Raw genomic sequence first — 16,030 nt, 5'->3', positions numbered from 1 at the left:
GATGCAGGCCAGAACCGTCTTACGCATCTGCGTGGCCGTCGCCGTGGTGGGTTTGCTGGCCTATCAGTACGGGCGGCATGAAACACGCGAAGCAGTCCGGGACAATCTTGTGCCGGCATCGTCGGCGAGCAAGCCAGCACCATCGACGACGCGTACCTGGCGGCGCGGATCGCTGACGTTCAAACCTTGCGAGTTGGGACGTCCGGGCAGCGGCGCGACCGCCGAAGCCTGGTGCACAACGTTCGAGGTGCCGGAAAATCGCGCCGATCCGCACAGCCGGCGCATTGGCTTGAAGCTGGCCATTGCGCGCAGCGATGCGCAGCTACCCGATCCAGACATGGTGGTGCTGCTTGCCGGTGGCCCCGGTGAGGCCGCAACCGAAGCATGGGTGGTTGAAGCGCCTGCGTTCGAACAGGTGCGCAAACATCATGACGTCGTACTGCTGGACCAGCGCGGCACCGGCGGCTCCAATCCGCTGAGCTGCAAAGGTGCGGCGGCGGATTCCGACGAGAACTCGTTGTCGCTGGATCTCGGCAAAGTACGCAAGGACGTGGCGGCATGCCTGGACGAGGTGAAGCAAAAAGCGGATCCGCGCTACTACACCACCACCATTGCCACGCAGGATCTGGAAGACGTGCGCAAGGCTCTGGGTTCGCCGCAGTTCGATCTGGTCGGCGTGTCCTACGGTACGCGGATGGGTCAGCAGTACCTGATCCACTATCCCGGCAGCGTGCGCAGCGTGGTGCTCGATTCGGCGGTGCCCAATCAGGTGATCCTGGGCGAGGATATGGCGGATAACCTCGACAGCGCACTGAAAAACGATTTTGCCAGCTGCCTGGCGGTGGTCGCGTGCAAGCAGCGTTTCGGAGATTCGATGCAGACGCTGTATCAGTTGCGTGATGCGCTGCGCGCCAATCCGCACACCGTCAGCTTCCGCGATCCGCAGACCTATCAGACCGTCGAACGTCCGCTGAGTGAATTTTCACTCGCCAGCGTGGTGCGCATGTTCGCCTATCAACCGGAAACCGCCGCGCTGCTGCCACTGTCGATCAACGCCGCGGCACATGGCGACGTCGGACCTTTGCTTGGTCAATCCAAGTTGCTCAGCAGCGATCTCGGTGGAGATATGAACAGCGGTATGTCGATGAGCGTGATCTGCAGCGAAGATGCCGATCTGCTGCAGCCAAGACCGCAGGATCAGAACACCATGCTTGGCAGTCACTTGATGGATGCCATCAAAGCGCAATGCGATGTCTGGCCGCACGGCGCGCGGCCGGCGGATTTTCACGCGCCGCTGAAAAGTGACAAGCCGATCCTGATCCTCTCCGGCGAGTCCGATCCGGTGACGCCGCCCCGCTACGGCCAGGAAATCCTCGCGGGCCTGACGAATGGACGGCAATTGATCTTCAAGGGGCAAGGCCACTCCGTGCTCGGCCGTGGCTGCATGCCGCAATTGCTGGGCAAGTTCATCGACAAGCCCGATCCGAAACAACTGGACGCCAGTTGCCTGGACAAGCTGGGCCCGACGCCTGTCTTCATCGATTTCAATGGAGCTTCGCCATGATCGAGGTCAAGAATCTGTACAAACACTTCGGCACGGTGAAGGCGGTTGATGGCGTCAGCTTCAAGGCGCGTGACGGGGAAATCACCGGCTTGCTGGGGCCCAATGGCGCCGGCAAGACCACGACATTGCGCATGCTGTACACGCTGATGCATCCCGACCAGGGGCAGGTGCTGGTCGACGGCATCGATGTGGCGCGCGATGCGCAGGCGGTGCGCCGGCAGCTGGGTGTGCTGCCTGACGCGCGCGGCCTGTACAAGCGTCTGACGGCCAACGAGAACATCGATTACTTCGGGCGTTTGCAAGGGATGGATGAGGCGCTTATCCGCATGCGCCGCGAGCAGCTGATTGCCGCCCTGGAGATGGCGGACATCGCGAATCGCCGCACCGAAGGCTTTTCGCAGGGCCAGCGCGTCAAGACCGCGATTGCGCGTGCGTTGGTGCACGACCCCAGGAATGTGATCCTGGATGAGCCCACCAATGGACTCGATGTGATGGCGACGCGCGGCTTGCGTCAATTCATGCGCCGGCTGAAAGAGGAAGGGCGCTGCGTGCTTTTTTCCAGTCACATCATGCAGGAAGTGGCGGCCTTGTGTGATCGCATCGTAGTGATTGCGCATGGACGGGTGGTGGCGGACGACACGCCGGACGCGCTGCGCACACAAACCGGCGAGGCGAATCTGGAGGATGCCTTCGTGAAGATTATCGGCAGCGAAGAAGGGCTGGCGGCATGAGAACGACGCTGACCGTTTTCCTCAAGGAAGTGAAAGAGAATCTGCGCGACAAGCGCACCGTGCTGAGCGCCTTGCTGTACGGCCCGCTGATCGGTCCGATCATTTTCGTGATGATCATCAATACCGTGCTTACGCGGGAACTCAACAAGGCCGACCAGCCCATCAAGGTGCCGGTGATCGGTGCGCAGTACGCGCCGAATCTGATCGAAGCACTCAAGCAGCAAGGCTTCGTGCCAGAACCGCCGGTAGCCAATCCCGAGGCCGCGGTACGCGAGCAGGATGCCGATGTGGTGCTGCGCATCCCCGCGGATTTCGGCCAATCCTGGCGCAAGGGCGAAACCGCGCAAGTGGAGTTGATCTATGACTCCTCGCAGCGCGAAACAGGTGGCTCGGTCGAGCGCATGAAGGGAATGCTCGAAGCATTTGCCCGTCGCCAGGGGGCGATGCGGCTGGTGGCGCGTGGTTTGTCGCCCACCATGATGGCGCCGGTGTCAATCGACGAGCGCGATCAGTCCACGCCGCAATCGCGCGCCGGGCAGATGTTTGCGATTCTGCCGTACTTTTTTGTGCTGACGATTTTCATGGGCGGCATGTATCTGTCCATCGACCTGACCGCCGGCGAGCGCGAACGCCAATCGCTGGAACCGCTGTTCGCCAATCCGGTGGCGCGCTGGAAGGTGCTGCTGGGAAAGCTTGGTGCGATCTGCATGTTTTCGCTGACCAGCTTGTTGATCTGTGTGGTGGGGTTCGGTGTCTGCGGCAGGTTCATTCCGGCGGAGAAGTTGGGCATGGTGCTCAATCTCGGGCCATCTTTTGCACTGCAGGTATTGCTGATGATGTTTCCGCTGATCCTGCTGCTCGCATCGCTGCAGACCTTGGTCGCCGCGTTTGCGAAAAGTTATCGTGAAGCGCAGACCTATCTGGGCATATTGATGCTGGTCCCGGCGCTGCCTTCCATCTTGCTGAGCATCTTGCCAGTGAGGGAGGCTGATTGGATGTATGCCGTGCCTTTGCTCGGTCAGCAGGTGGGCATCACGCAATTGCTGCGCGGAGGCGAGCCCACGTCAGCACAGATTGCCATGTGCGTGATATCTGGCTTGATCGTGGCGATGCTGGCCACGTTGGTGACGGCGCGGGTTTATCAGTCGGAACGGTTGGCGATTTCCGCCTGATCGCGCCGACGCCGGTCAGGCGGGCTGCTCGGCAAGCAGCCACGATGCGACCGCCTGCGGATGTTCCAGATGAAGATGATGGCCGCCGTCCATGTGCGCGACGGCGATACGTGGCAGCAGCGCGGCACGTTCTTGCATCATCGCCGAAGGCAGGTAAGGGGTTGCGGGGTTCGATAGCAGCAAGGCGGTAGGGGCTTCGATGCCGGCGAGCAAGGCGCGGATCTGGCTCTCGGCCAGGCGCGCCGCACTGGGGCGGGTAAGGCGCGGATCGCTGCGCCAACGATAGCCGCCGTCCGCTTGCGCCAGTCCGCGTTCGACGATCGGGCGAGCCAGATCGGCGCGCAGGCCGCTCGCCAGCGTGCGCGCGCTGATCGCCTGCTCGATGTCCTGGAATACGCGCAGCGACTTGCCGGAGGCCGCCGGCGCGGCAACGGCGTCGCGAAAGCGCTGCAATGTATGCGAACCATCGTCGCCGAGCGGGCCAAGCCCTTCGATGAGATAGAGCCGTTCGATGCTTTGCGGTGTAGCCGCCGCGACCAAGGAGGCGATGCCTGCGCCGAGCGAGTGGCCCAGCAGGGTATAGCGCGCCAGCTGCAAGGCGCCGGCCGCGGCGATCACCGCGCTCACATAGTCGAGGTAGTGGTAGTTGATGCCGGCGGGCAAGTGATTGGAGTGGCCGTGACCCGGCAGTTCGAGCGCAATGACCCGCCAGTGCCTGGCGAGCAGCGGCGCGAGAAAGTCGTAGCTGCCCGCATTGTCCAGCCAGCCGTGCAGTGCAAGCAGGGGCGGCGAGTCGGGCTCTCCCCAGATCAGTGCGGTGAGCGAAAGATGATGGGAAAGGGTAACGCGTTGCTCGATCGGTGCGGTCACGGATGCCCCGCGCATTCCGGCCAGCCTTGCATATGCCGAAGAATCAGCGCGGTGAGACTGGCAACCTGTTCGCTGCTGTCGTTGAGCGAGGGGATGTAGCGCAGAGCCTCGCCGCCGGCGGAGGTAAAGAAGTCGCGATTCTGCATGGCGATCTCTTCCAGTGTTTCCACGCAATCCACGGCAAACCCGGGGCAGGCGACATCCAGCCGCCTGACACCATCCTTGGCCAGACGCTGGACGGTGACATCGGTGTACGGTTGCAGCCAGGGTTCGCGGCCGACGCGGGATTGGAAGCTCATGATCAGCTGCGATGCATCCAGACCGAGCCGCGCACCCAGTCGGCGCGCAGTGGCCTGGCATTGATGGAAATACGGATCGCCGGCATCCACATAACGTTGCGGAATGCCGTGAAAGGACAGCAGCAGTTTTTCACCGCGGCCATGTGCCGCCCACCAGCGTTCGATCGACAGCGCCAGCGCTTCGATATGGCCTTCGTCATCGTGATAGTCGTTGACGATGCGCAATTCCGGCGGCCAGCGCAGTTGCTTGAACGTATCGGACACCGCGTCGATCACCGAACCGGTCGAGGTGGCCGAGTACTGCGGATACAGCGGCAGCACCAGCAGACGCCGCACTCCCTCGCGTTGTAACTGCTCGATCTGCGCCCGCACGGATGGGGCGCCGTAGCGCATTGCCAGTGCGACGCGGATCGGTCCGGGACGAATCGACTGCAAGCTGGCCTGCAGCGCGGTGGCAAGCTTTTCCGAGCCCACGCGCAACGGGGAGCCTTCGGGCGTCCAGATGCTCGCATAGGCATGGGCCGAACGTGCCGGCCGGGTGCGCAGGATCACGCCATGCAGGATCATCAGCCATAGCCAGCGCGGGTATTCGATCACGCGTGGATCGCCCAGGAATTGCGCCAGATATGGGCGCAATGCCGCTGCCGTGGGTGCGTCCGGTGTGCCAAGGTTCACGAGTAATACGCCAGCCTGTGCGGGCTGGTCGTGGGATTGGCCGGCGAGACCGGTATAGTGGCTGCGTGGCATCGTGACGAGGTTAGCTCGAACCGCGGGCAAAGTCTGCCATAAGCGTTCCGCATCGCGCCGGTATCATGCGCCGTCGATCACGATCCTACTTCTTTGATTCAACCGGAGCCGCCCAATGTTTAAGAGCCTGACCCATGCCTTCGAGTGGTCCGCGCCGAAGTCTGTTTGCGCGCAAGACAAGGAATCGCACGCGAAGTGTATGTCGATACATAAGCGAGCGATGACGCAGGATTGTGGGCAAACAGACTCGGCCCTCCGGGTTGATTCCGTGCGCCCACCATGCGGCAGCGCGCGGCTTGACTTGACGGCCAGTCAAGCGCTGCGCCACGCACTACCACCTGGCGGGCGCACGAAATCAACGCGGGCCGCTCGAAGGCATGGGTCAGGCTCTTGGGCATCGCTGCGTCGTTTTTCGTTCCTGGCCTTGGCGTTCTTGCTGCCTGTCGCGGCGGTGCATGCGGATGACGATTCCCCGCTGGTCCGCGCACAGAACGCGGTGCGCGTGCTCAACGAAATCGAGCAAGCGCCGGACAAGTCCATCCCCGGCGACCTGCTGCGGGACGCCAAGGCGATCGCCGTCGTTCCCGATGTGCTGAAGGTCGGCTTCGTCTTCGGCGGACGCCGTGGTGAGGGCCTTATCTCGGTGAAGAATCCGGATGGCACCTGGTCCAATCCCAGCTTCGTCGTCCTGGGTGGCGGCAGCGTCGGCTTCCAGGCGGGCGTGTCCAAGACCGACGTGGTCCTGGTGTTCCGCACGCAGCGTGGCGTGGATTCCATCGTCAACGGCAAATTCACGATCGGCGCGGACGCATCGGCCGCTGCCGGTCCGGTGGGGCGCACCGCCGCGGCGGCAACCGACCAGCAGCTGAGGGCCGAGATCTACTCCTACTCGCGCGCACGCGGCCTTTTCGCGGGTGTCGCGCTGGATGGCTCGGTGATGAAAATCGATTATGACGCGAATAAGGCAGTCTACGGGCCGGGCATCACGCCGCGGCGCATTTTTGAAGGTGGCGTGAGCAACGTCCCGGCGCCGGTCGTTGCCTTCCGGGACGCTCTGGAAGAGTACACTTCACACTGATACGGAACGCCGGCGGCTGCCCTCGCAGTTCGTAGACGGCACACTCCGCAACGAGGTTTCTCATGGGTTTGGACAGCATTTGGCATTGGGCGATCCTGCTGGTCATCATTCTGCTGGTGTTCGGCACCGGTAAGCTGACCCGGGTGGGCTCCGATCTCGGCAATGCCGTGCGCGGCTTCAAGAAGGCCATGCAGGGCGACGAGGAAGAGGAAAAGCGCAAGGCGCAGGAGAAGCTGCAGGCCGACCCGCCCGCCGGCGGCAGCACCCAGGCCAATCAGAATCAGCGCGATTCCAGCGAAACGAAGTAACCGAACAGGAATAGCACCGTGATCGAGATCAGCCTCGGCAAGCTGGTGTTGCTGGCGCTGGTCGCCCTGATCGTGCTCGGCCCCGAAAAATTGCCCCACGCTGCACGCACGGCGGGCGCGCTGGTGCGTCGCCTGCGTTCCGGGTGGGACAGCGTGCGCGCGGAAGTCGAGCGTGAGCTGGAAATCGAAGAGCTCAAGCGCACCGCGCGCGAAGCCGCCGCGAAAGCCGAGGCCATGCAGGCCGATATGAACCAAACCGCACGCGACACCCGCGAGCAGGTGGCATCCGTCGCGACCGAAGTCCACCAGCAGATGCGCAGCCATGCTGCCGACGTGCAGAAGGAAGTAACCCAGACCGATGCGCCGAAGGAATCCGAGCATGGCAGCGTCTGAGCCCGAGATGGATCTGGAACAGGGCCTGTTCTCGCATCTGCTCGAACTGCGCTCGCGCCTGATCAAGGCCATTCTGGCCGTGGTCGTGGTGCTAGTGGTGCTGGTGCCGTTCGCCAACCGTCTTTATGCCTTGCTGGCCGAACCCTTGGTGTCGCGCCTGCCGCATGGCGCACATCTGATTGCGACGGAAGTGGCCAGTCCGTTCATTACGCCGTTGAAGCTGGCCTTTTACGCCGCGCTGTTTATTGCCATGCCGGTGGTGCTCTATCAGCTATGGGCTTTTGTCAGTCCTGGTCTGTACAAGCATGAAAAGCGCCTGGCCCGGCCACTGCTGATCGCGGCGCTGGTGTTGTTCTACATCGGCTGCGCCTTCGCCTATTTTCTGGTGCTGCCGGCGGCGTTCCGCTTCCTTACCGCGGTCACCCCGCAGGGCGTGGAGATGATGACGGACATTACGCATTACCTGGATTTCGTGATGCTGATGTTCTTCGCCTTCGGCCTGTGCTTCGAAGTGCCGGTGGCGGTGGTGATTCTTGCCGCCGTGGGCGTGGTCGACCTGGACAAGCTGCGCAAGGGGCGGCGCTATGCCATGGTCGGCGCCTTCGCCATCGCGGCGGTGGTGACGCCGCCGGACATCACGTCGATGATCATGCTGGCGATCCCCATGTGTCTGCTTTACGAACTTGGCGTGCTTGCGGTGCGCTGGCTGCTCAAGCCGAATCCCGCCGAAGCGGCTTCCTGATCCGATGAATCCTTCCAAGACCTCCCGCCTGCCGGAACCTTCCGCAGACGAACTCGCTCATTCCGAACGCCTGCTCCAGCATTTGCGCGAACACATCGCCGCACGCGGCCCGATGCCGTTTTCGCAGTACATGGAGCGTTGCCTCTATGCACCGGGCCTGGGCTATTACAGTGCCGGCAAGACCAAGTTCGGCGAGGCGGGCGATTTTGTCACCGCGCCGGAGCTGGGCGAGCTTTTCCCGCGCTGCGTTGTTCACGTGCTGCAGCCAACCATGGCCATGCTCGGCGATGCTGATTTTCTCGAGCTCGGTGGCGGCAGTGGCGCGTTCGCCGAGGCTGCGTTGCGGGCGTTTGCAGACAGTGGTGTGTTGCCACGCCGCTATCGGATTCTCGAGCCCAGCGCGGACCTGCGCGAGCGTCAGCGCGAGCGGCTTGCTGCGGCACTACCGGCAGAAATGGCTGGCCGCGTGGAATGGTTGGATCGTCCGCCGGAAGAAAACTGGCGGGGGGTGCTGTTTGCCAACGAAGTCATCGATGCCTTGCCCACCACACGATTCGTCATGCGTGATGGCGAGGTCTATGAAGAACACGTGGCGCTCGATGGCGAGGGCAGGCTGTGGCGTGTCGACCGTCCGGCCGACGTGCTGGTAAGCGGCGCGGTGCGTCACGTCGAGCGTGATCTTGGGCGTGAATTCGAGGACGGTTATCGCTCGGAAGTCCTGCCGCAGCTGCCGTACTGGATCCAGGCGATCGCCGGCTCACTCGAAGCGGGCCTGATGCTGTTCGTCGACTACGGTTACGTGCGCCGCGAGTTTTACCTGCCCGAGCGCCAGGATGGCACGCTGATGGCCCACTATCGCCATCGCGCCCACAGCGATCCGTTCTACTTGCCCGGTCTCAACGACCTGACCGCATCCGTCGACTTCACCGCATTGGCCGAGGCCGGCAACAGCGCAGGCTTCAGTGTGGCCAGTTATCTTTCGCAGGCACAGTTCCTGATCGCCGCTGGCCTGCAAGAGGTGTTCGAACACGCCTACGAACAGGGCGACGAGGTCACCCGTCTGCGCCTCGCCCAACAAGTCAGGAAGCTCACCCTGCCGGATCAGATGGGCGAGCGTTTTCAGGCAATGCTGTTTGCACGCGGGATTCCGGCCTTGCCCTTGCCCGCCGAGCTGCTTGCGGCGGATCAGGCCGGACGGCTATAGCTGTTGGTTGAGCTGTCGATGGTTCCACGTGTAAGCCACCATGGCCCACGGATGAAAGCTGAAACGCAGGCGGTGTTTCCCGCCCGGAACGCACACTGCGCGGAACATGCCGTTTGCCCGATGAATCGGTAGCGGCTTTCCTTCAAGTTCGGCCTTCCATCCCGGGAAATCCAGTTCGCTGACAACCAGCCAGCCTGGATGGGGGGCGTTGGTGAGGAACGTGGTGGAGGTCGGCGTCATGCTGAGCATCGTTGCCTGTATTCGGTCAGTACAGGTCGAAGCCACGGCGTGATCTTCGTTTTCATCATCCTTGTCGCGAGGCGTCAGCCAAAGCCAGTCGTTGAAGTTGGTGGCCGAGAAGGCATCGGCCGGCGGAAGCTCGCCCGCTGCGAGCAAGTGAGCGTGAATCGGTGTCAGCCATGGTGCATAGGCATGTCCGGCTTGCCATATGTCTTCATGTTGGCCGGTAAAGATCCTGGTGAAACCCGCTGGCGGCGATACGGGTCGCGCATCGGGCCTGCTACCGACGACCAGATATTTCACGTCGAGGAGCTGATTCAGGACGCTGTCCGGCGCAGGATTGAATAAGGTGTCCGCTCTGCCGAACAGGCTGCTTTCACGCGCGCCATACCAACTGGCATAAAGTTCGTAGCGCAGTGGGTTGTAGCCCTGCGTGGAATACATGTCGTGCAAGGTCACCTGGTTGTCCCAATCGGTACCCGTATTCAAGGTTTCGATGCGCGGTGAAGGTTGACCGTCATCAAGCAGACGCTTGCCAAGAAAAATCACCGAGGGACTTTCGGAGAAGCGCGCGATGACATTGCGCGACTCATTAAAGCTCCCGTTTAAATTGAAGCAGCGGTAATCCACCACCAAGATGAGCAGCAACCAGAGCGTCTTGGTCCGGGTGCCACAGGGCCTCTGCATAAAACACAGTGCGACGAACGCAACGGCCGCTGCCGCCAGGGATCCTGCCTGCCAGCGAACGTGGCTGTCACGCATATGGAAACTGGCGAGGGCAAGCAGGCAAGTGCTGAGGGCCAGCAGGATAGTTAGCTGTCGCCGTGATTGCAGCTTGAGGTGGCTGGCAGAAAGACCTGCGACGATCGCGAGCGACAAGTTGAACAGATAGGCGGCATCCACCGGACGACGCAAGTGCTGCATGCCCGGCATCCAGGAATACAGCCAGGCGTAGAACGGTGTGTTACTGCCAAGCATGTACAGGCAGGCGAAACTTGCGCTCGCTGCAAAGAACAGCAGCTGGCGCCGTTGCTGTAGATCACGCCACACGCCGCCCATACCAGCCAGCATCAACAACGGAAGGGTGCCGATATAGAGATATGCCTCGACGAGGCTGGCCGGCCCTGAATATTTGCCGCGCAGTGCGTGGAATGCATTAGGGTCGAGCAGGGTCAGGAAGGCCCGAAGATCCAGCGATGCAATCGCTATGCTCGATAGGGGGAGCACGGTGCGGTTGGATAGGCCCATGTAGCCCCAGCTGAGCAGCAACTGGGGAAGGCTCAGCGCCAGCGCACAGGCCATCGCTACCAGGATGCCCGTGCACCATCGCCATCGGGATGAGGTGTCGTAGCGCATCCAGTGCAGCCATGTGCCGGCCAGCGCGTAGACCGCGATCATCAATGTCAGCAGATAGGAAACTTGCACGAGCTGGGTGCACATGGCGCCGGCAGCCAGGCCGAATAACGCGCCACGGCCTATGCCGGGTACGGCCAGAAAGTGTCGCAAGCTGAGCAGAATGACCGGTGCATAGGCATACGCAATCACGATGGGAGTGTGTTCCAGGCGCGATGCGGCAACACCTCCGGCCATGAATACGGTTGCACCAAGCAGCGCTCCCAGTGCATTGGCTCCATCCCGGCGCAACAGGCCGAGCATGGCCGTACCGCCCATCAACACATGAAGCAGCACGCCCCAGGTGAACCAGGTGGGGCCGGGCGCTTCACGCAGCAGCATCCAGGCCATCAATAGCGGGGAAAACAGCATGCCCTGCGGATCCGCAATTTGCGGATAGCCGGCATAGATATGCGGATTCCACCAGGGTGCCAGGCCGAGGCGAAGGCTGTGTACATTGAAATAGACGGTTGGGTAGAACTCGTCCATGGCATCCCAGGGAAGTACCCGGATGCCCAGCAGCAAAGGCAGGTTCAACACCAGCCAGATCAAAAACAGGGCTGCAAAAAGCTGGCGGAAATAAGGCTTTGTGTGGTCCATCAACGATACCTTGTCAGCTTGTGCCGCTGAAGCAACGCAGTGAGCGAAGTTATCCGGGTCATCATGGCCGGATCGAGAGGAGTCCCTGTCGGTTGTAAGAGAAGAAAGGGTCTCAAACGCCCGGCCTTCTGCGCCATGCGCGTCCCCTTGTCCAAAGAGCTCCGGAGATAGCGGCTTATAGCTTATCGCCATCTCCGGGCTTGTTTTTCTTCAGGGCGCCGTCGCCACGCTGCTTGTGGATACCGGCGCTGGCGCTGAGCTGGCCGGAGCGGGCGCAGGTGTTACGGGAGTTGCATCCGACGCTGTTCGAGCCAGCAGGCCATGCTTGAACAGATAGCTGGCGACCTGATAGTCGGCGGTTGCGTTATCGAGGTCGTCCTGGTTGATGTTGGCCACGGGTGTCGCATCGCCAGTATCGAAGTTGGGGATGACCTGTTCGGTTTTGCGCTGCGGCTCAAGAATGCTTAGCTCCTTGCCATGCAGGTAACCAAGCTTTTCATAGGTGGCCGGGAAGGCGCGTTCCTGCCCGGGCGCCAGGTGAAACACGTCGTAGCCGAAGAAGCGGCTGCGGTAGCTGAAGTTGAGCAGGCCGAGCAGGGTAGTCGGGATGTCCATCTGCGACATCTGCGTTTCGATGCGTTGTGGTGCGAAATGCTTGGGAGCGTAGATCCACAACGGGATGTGGTAACGGTCGATCGGAACGCTGCTGCGGCCGGCGCTCGATGCGCAATGATCGGCGGTGATCACGAACACCGTGTCATCAAAATAGGGCTTTGTGCGTGCGCGATTGATGAAGTCCGCGATGGACCAGTCGGTATAGGCGATCGCGCCTTCACGGCTGCCGTTGCGTTCCTGCACGCGTCCGGCAGGGAAGGTGAAGGGGCGGTGGTTGGAGGTGGTCATGATGTGCAGGAAGAACGGCTTGCCCTGCGCATGAATGGCATCCATCTGGCTCAGCGCCAGCGTGTAAAGATCTTCATCGGCCACGCCCCACACATTCTCGCCGTGGATCGGCATGCTCTTGGGAATCGAGCTGCGGTCCACGATCTGGTAACCGTTGTGGCTGAAGAAATAGTTCATGTTGTCGAAGTAGCCGTAGCCACCGTACACGAACTGCGAAACATAACCGTGCTGATCGAAGATCTGACCCAGCGACAGCATGTCTTCGTTGTGCGCCTGTTTGAGGATCGAATCGCCGGGCGTCGGCGGAATCGACATCGATAGCGCTTCCAGACCGCGCACGGTACGCGTGCCGTTGGCGTAGAGGTGGTCGAAGAACAGGCTTTGTCCGACCAGCGCATCCAGGTTGGGCGTGATATCGCCATGGCTGGCGCCGAAAGTATTCAAGAAGTCGGCTGACAGACTTTCCACGCTGATCAGCACGACATTCAGATGCTGCTCGGGTCCCGGATGCTGGATCTCGCGGGTAAGGTCCCGCGGGTCGTTGCTGACGTAGGTGGCGTCCGGCGTTTTCAGTTGCGCGCGCACCCGCGTAAAAGCTTCATGGAGCGGCAGGGTGCGGTAGAAGCGGTCGTAATCCAGGTGGCTGCTGCGGAAGGCGGCAAAGAATTGGTAGACGCCATTACCGGCGAGCTCATTGACGTAGGTGTTGCTGGTGCGGTCCTTGGTCGAGCTGTTCACCACAAACAGCGACATCACGGTCAATACGAACCATACCGCGACCACCTTGCTGCGCTGTCCAAAATGTGTGCCATGGTCACGCGTACGCAACGCCCCGCGCGAGAGCAGCAGGATCACGATGGCCGTAGCGGCCAGCATGGTCAGCCAGCGTGCGATCGGATACGACTCGCGGATGTTGTCCACCACCTCGGTGGTATAGACCAGATAATCCACTGCGATGAAGTTGAAGCGCACCCCGAACTCGTCCCAGAACACCAGCTCGGATGCCGCCACGAACAGCAGGCCGAACAACAGCAGCAGGCAGAGGATGTAGAGCCCGTGCTGACCACTGCGCGCGCCATAGCACAGCGCAGGCATCGGCAGAAAAAACAGGAAAACCAGCATGATCGGCCATACATCGCGGATTGCCGCATGGACGGCCAGGTGCAAGGCAAACAAGGTCAGTGCGTACAACGCAGCAAGCAACAACACGTAGATCAGCCATTGCCTGGCGGTGGAAATCAGCGGGCGCCGTGACGGCACGATCCACAAAAACAGCAGCAACGGCCAGCCTACATAGAGCAGCGTGATCAGGTCCGAGCACAGGCCGACACCAAAGGCGTACAGCCAGTCCAGCGGATTGTGCGGGATGCCTTTGCCGGTCATGACCAGCAGCGCGACACGTGTAATGGCACCTAGCACGACATAAACGATGCCAAACCACCACAGGGGGCGGAAACGCTCGCGCAGCGTGGAACGAGAGGAAAAGGTCAACGACAAGGGATGCTCCGGTCAGGGAGGGCGGCAAGACAATCGGTGCTTTATACGCCGAAGGATTAAGTGTTACAAAGTTTCATTTCGGCGATGGCCTGGGTCCGGGCCTTTTCGATCGCGGCCCCTACCGCAGGACCTTGCAGCCCTTGCGCGATGAACCGGGCCGAGGTGATCGAGGCCGCGGCATCGCGTGCGCTACGCAGCCAATCCGCCTGGGGATAGTCGTCCTGCTCGTGCCCGAGCCGGCCGCGCTTGTCGGCAGTGCAGGCGGCGAGAAAGGTGTGCAGGCGCTCCGGGCGGCGCAGGGCGTCCAATGAGATGAGCAGCTTCAACACCGTAGCGGGTTTCAATTCGAACGCACGGTGCGTATTCAGATGCTCGCGACAGACCAGTTCGGCCAGTTCGGCGTATTCGGTCGGTACTTTCAGGCGCGTGGCCAGTGCGCGCAGCGGCTTTACGCCGCGCTGCTCGTGGCCGTGATGGCGTGGCAGCTCATCAATAGGTGTCAGCGCTTTGCCGAGATCGTGCGTCAACGTGCAAAAGCCGACCAGATCATTGCCGGGGGCCAGCTTGGCAGCGGCATCCAGGGTCATTTCCAGATGTACGCCGGTATCGATTTCCGGATGGAATTCCGCGCGTTGCGGGACGCCGTACAAGGCATCGATCTCTGGAAACAGTACGGCAAGCGCCCCGGATTCGCGCATGACGCGCAGAAACGCCGACGGCTGTGCTTCGCCGAGCGCCTTGCGTGTTTCCGCCCAAACGCGTTCCGGCACCAGATGATCGACTTCGCCATCGCGCACCATCTGCTGCAACAGCGACATGGTTTCTTCCGCCACTGTGAATCCGAGCGGCGCAAAGCGCGCCGCGAAGCGCGCGACGCGCAGCAGGCGCACCGGATCTTCGACAAAGGCGGGTGAGACATGCCGCAGCAGGCGCTGCTCCAGATCGCGCACACCGCCGTAAGGATCCACCAGGTTACCGTGCTCATCCTCGGCAATCGCATTGATGGTGAGGTCGCGGCGAGCCAGATCCTCTTCCAGCGTTACGCCAGGATCGGCGTGGAAGGCGAAGCCGTGATAGCCGTGTCCGGTCTTGCGCTCGGTACGCGCCAGCGCATATTCCTCGTTGGACTGCGGATGCAGGAACACCGGGAAATCCTTGCCGACGGGCTTGTAGCCCAGGGCCAGCATATCCTCCGGACGCGCGCCGACGACCACGTGATCGCGGTCGACCACCGGTCGTTCCAGCAACTTGTCGCGGACTGCGCCGCCAACCAGATAAGTGCGCATGGACGCATTTTGCCATGCCGGGCTCAACGTGCCGCTGCCGGCAGCATGTCAGCGGTGGCGATAGGCGTTTCTGGCCGCATCCAGGCGGGATTGCCTCGGTAATCCGTGGATCAGCCGGGGCAGCCACGGTGTGAAAGGCTGCGGCACGATACCCAGTGCGGCATAGCCGTCGACCTTGCCCACCGAATCGGTGCGCAGCGAGAGGAAGTTGTCCGGCGAGAACGGCTTACCCGGCAGCAAGCCGGCCACTTGCGCTTGCAAGCGGCCAAGGCTGTCGGGCAAGGGAATGATCGACGTACGCAAGCCAGCCGCATCACGGATGGCGCGCACGATTTCACCCAGCGTCAGCACTTCCGGACCGTACAACTCGAAGTTTTTGCGTACGGATAACGTGTCATCCGCTACGCAGCGAGCGATGGCCTCAGCAACATCGCCGGCGTAAGTCGGCGCCAGGCGCGACGCTGCGCGCGCCAGCGGGAATACCGGCATCTTGCGCAGCAAGGTCGCGAAGCGGGTAACCAGGCCATCGCCATCGCCAAAGATGACACTGGGTTGATAGATGGTCCAATCCAGTGGCGATGCCTTGACCAGGGCCTCCACTTCGCCACGTGTCTTGAGGTATTGCGAAAGCCCCTGGCCCGCTTTCAACGAACTCATCTGATGCAGACGCTTTACGCCGGTTGCCTTGCAGGCGTCGAGCAGGCGTTTCGTCAGGTCGATATAGATGCGCTGGAAGGTGTCGCGGCCTTGCGGGTTGAGGATGCCGATCAGGTTGATCACCGCGTCGGCACCTTCCAGCTGCGCGCGCAGCACGGCATCGTCATGGACATCCGCGCTGCGAATAATGACGCCAGGCAGCACGGCCATGGTGCGCCGTGATTCGCGATTGCGCGAGAGCACGGTAAGGTGGTGTCCATTGGCAACCAGTCGGGGCACGAGATAGCTGCCGACGAAACCGGTTCCGCCGAGTATGACGATGCGCTGAGTTGTCATGGCGAAAATCC

General features: G+C 61.8%; 14 protein-coding genes. 8 read left to right on the top strand and 6 right to left on the bottom strand.

Annotation, left to right across the window (positions count from 1 at the left end; genetic code table 11):
* The first annotated feature begins 1 nt into the window (after position 1).
* The 3 genes from ISP19_RS12310 to ISP19_RS12300 are packed head-to-tail and all read left to right on the top strand — an operon-like array spanning position 2 to position 3,467.
* Complete coding sequence (locus ISP19_RS12310; RefSeq protein WP_204682533.1) at positions 2–1,564, top strand: alpha/beta hydrolase; 1,563 nt, start codon at positions 2–4, stop codon at positions 1,562–1,564.
* A complete protein-coding gene (locus tag ISP19_RS12305) occupies positions 1,561–2,295 on the top strand; it encodes an ABC transporter ATP-binding protein (protein ID WP_204682531.1) in 735 nt (244 codons plus the stop codon). Before ISP19_RS12310 ends, ISP19_RS12305 begins: the two co-directional genes overlap by 4 nt.
* Positions 2,292–3,467: an ABC transporter permease gene (locus ISP19_RS12300; protein WP_204682529.1), complete on the top strand. Its 1,176-nt coding sequence runs from the start codon at positions 2,292–2,294 to the stop codon at positions 3,465–3,467. Before ISP19_RS12305 ends, ISP19_RS12300 begins: the two co-directional genes overlap by 4 nt.
* A 15-nt stretch (positions 3,468–3,482) precedes the next feature.
* Here ISP19_RS12300 and ISP19_RS12295 read toward each other — a convergent pair whose 3' ends face one another.
* A complete protein-coding gene (locus tag ISP19_RS12295; protein WP_204682527.1) occupies positions 3,483–4,337 on the bottom strand; it encodes an alpha/beta fold hydrolase in 855 nt (284 codons plus the stop codon).
* The gene (hemH, locus tag ISP19_RS12290) at positions 4,334–5,383 is read right to left on the bottom strand and encodes a ferrochelatase (protein WP_204682525.1); all 1,050 of its coding nucleotides are present in this window, start codon (positions 5,381–5,383) and stop codon (positions 4,334–4,336) included. Before hemH ends, ISP19_RS12295 begins: the two co-directional genes overlap by 4 nt.
* A 424-nt stretch (positions 5,384–5,807) precedes the next feature.
* Here hemH and ISP19_RS12285 point away from each other — a divergent pair, with 424 nt between their 5' ends.
* The 5 genes from ISP19_RS12285 (at position 5,808) to ISP19_RS12265 (ending at position 9,108) form a co-directional block, all read left to right on the top strand.
* The gene (locus ISP19_RS12285) at positions 5,808–6,461 is read left to right on the top strand and encodes a lipid-binding SYLF domain-containing protein (RefSeq protein WP_239556764.1); all 654 of its coding nucleotides are present in this window, start codon (positions 5,808–5,810) and stop codon (positions 6,459–6,461) included.
* A 62-nt stretch (positions 6,462–6,523) separates the two neighbouring features.
* Entirely contained in the window at positions 6,524–6,769 is a 246-nt protein-coding gene (gene tatA, locus ISP19_RS12280; RefSeq protein WP_204682523.1) for a Sec-independent protein translocase subunit TatA, read from the top strand.
* 18 nt (positions 6,770–6,787) lie between these two features.
* On the top strand, positions 6,788–7,162 hold the full coding sequence (gene tatB, locus ISP19_RS12275) for a Sec-independent protein translocase protein TatB (protein ID WP_204682520.1): 375 nt from the start codon (positions 6,788–6,790) through the stop codon (positions 7,160–7,162).
* Positions 7,149–7,904, top strand: a complete 756-nt coding sequence (gene tatC, locus ISP19_RS12270; protein ID WP_204682518.1) for a twin-arginine translocase subunit TatC — start codon at positions 7,149–7,151, stop codon at positions 7,902–7,904. The genes tatB and tatC overlap by 14 nt, the downstream gene beginning before the upstream one ends.
* A gap of 4 nt (positions 7,905–7,908) precedes the next feature.
* Positions 7,909–9,108, top strand: a complete 1,200-nt coding sequence (locus ISP19_RS12265) for a class I SAM-dependent methyltransferase (protein WP_204682516.1) — start codon at positions 7,909–7,911, stop codon at positions 9,106–9,108.
* On the opposite strand, the gene ISP19_RS12260 is transcribed toward ISP19_RS12265, so the two are convergent.
* The 4 genes from ISP19_RS12260 to ISP19_RS12245 form a co-directional block, all read right to left on the bottom strand.
* Positions 9,103–11,340: a hypothetical protein gene (locus ISP19_RS12260; RefSeq protein ID WP_204682514.1), complete on the bottom strand. Its 2,238-nt coding sequence runs from the start codon at positions 11,338–11,340 to the stop codon at positions 9,103–9,105. The two genes, ISP19_RS12265 and ISP19_RS12260, sit on opposite strands and share 6 nt — an antisense overlap.
* Before the next feature lie 210 nt (positions 11,341–11,550).
* The gene (locus ISP19_RS12255) at positions 11,551–13,740 is read right to left on the bottom strand and encodes an LTA synthase family protein (protein ID WP_204682512.1); all 2,190 of its coding nucleotides are present in this window, start codon (positions 13,738–13,740) and stop codon (positions 11,551–11,553) included.
* A gap of 56 nt (positions 13,741–13,796) precedes the next feature.
* A complete protein-coding gene (locus ISP19_RS12250; protein WP_204682510.1) occupies positions 13,797–15,026 on the bottom strand; it encodes a multifunctional CCA addition/repair protein in 1,230 nt (409 codons plus the stop codon).
* A 48-nt stretch (positions 15,027–15,074) separates the two neighbouring features.
* Positions 15,075–16,019 (bottom strand): complex I NDUFA9 subunit family protein, encoded by a 945-nt coding sequence (locus ISP19_RS12245; protein ID WP_204682508.1) that lies wholly within the window; start codon positions 16,017–16,019, stop codon positions 15,075–15,077.
* Between the last annotated feature and the right edge of the window lie 11 nt (positions 16,020–16,030).

The sequence above is a fragment of the Dyella flava genome, from assembly GCF_016904955.1.
In the GTDB taxonomy this organism is placed as follows: Bacteria; Pseudomonadota; Gammaproteobacteria; order Xanthomonadales; family Rhodanobacteraceae; genus Dyella_B; species Dyella_B flava.
This window is presented reverse-complemented; position numbering and strand designations above follow the sequence as displayed.

Bases quoted from the DNA above. Each gene is read 5' to 3' on its own strand.
- hemH (WP_204682525.1), bottom strand. From the start codon at position 5,383: ATGCCACGCAGCCACTATACCGGTCTCGCCGGCCAATCCCACGACCAG.
- ISP19_RS12245 (WP_204682508.1), bottom strand. From the start codon at position 16,019: ATGACAACTCAGCGCATCGTCATACTCGGCGGAACCGGTTTCGTCGGC.
- ISP19_RS12265 (WP_204682516.1), top strand. From the start codon at position 7,909: ATGAATCCTTCCAAGACCTCCCGCCTGCCGGAACCTTCCGCAGACGAA.
- ISP19_RS12305 (WP_204682531.1), top strand. From the start codon at position 1,561: ATGATCGAGGTCAAGAATCTGTACAAACACTTCGGCACGGTGAAGGCG.
- ISP19_RS12260 (WP_204682514.1), bottom strand. From the start codon at position 11,340: ATGGACCACACAAAGCCTTATTTCCGCCAGCTTTTTGCAGCCCTGTTT.
- ISP19_RS12300 (WP_204682529.1), top strand. From the start codon at position 2,292: ATGAGAACGACGCTGACCGTTTTCCTCAAGGAAGTGAAAGAGAATCTG.
- tatA (WP_204682523.1), top strand. From the start codon at position 6,524: ATGGGTTTGGACAGCATTTGGCATTGGGCGATCCTGCTGGTCATCATT.
- ISP19_RS12250 (WP_204682510.1), bottom strand. From the start codon at position 15,026: ATGCGCACTTATCTGGTTGGCGGCGCAGTCCGCGACAAGTTGCTGGAA.
- tatC (WP_204682518.1), top strand. From the start codon at position 7,149: ATGGCAGCGTCTGAGCCCGAGATGGATCTGGAACAGGGCCTGTTCTCG.
- ISP19_RS12310 (WP_204682533.1), top strand. From the start codon at position 2: ATGCAGGCCAGAACCGTCTTACGCATCTGCGTGGCCGTCGCCGTGGTG.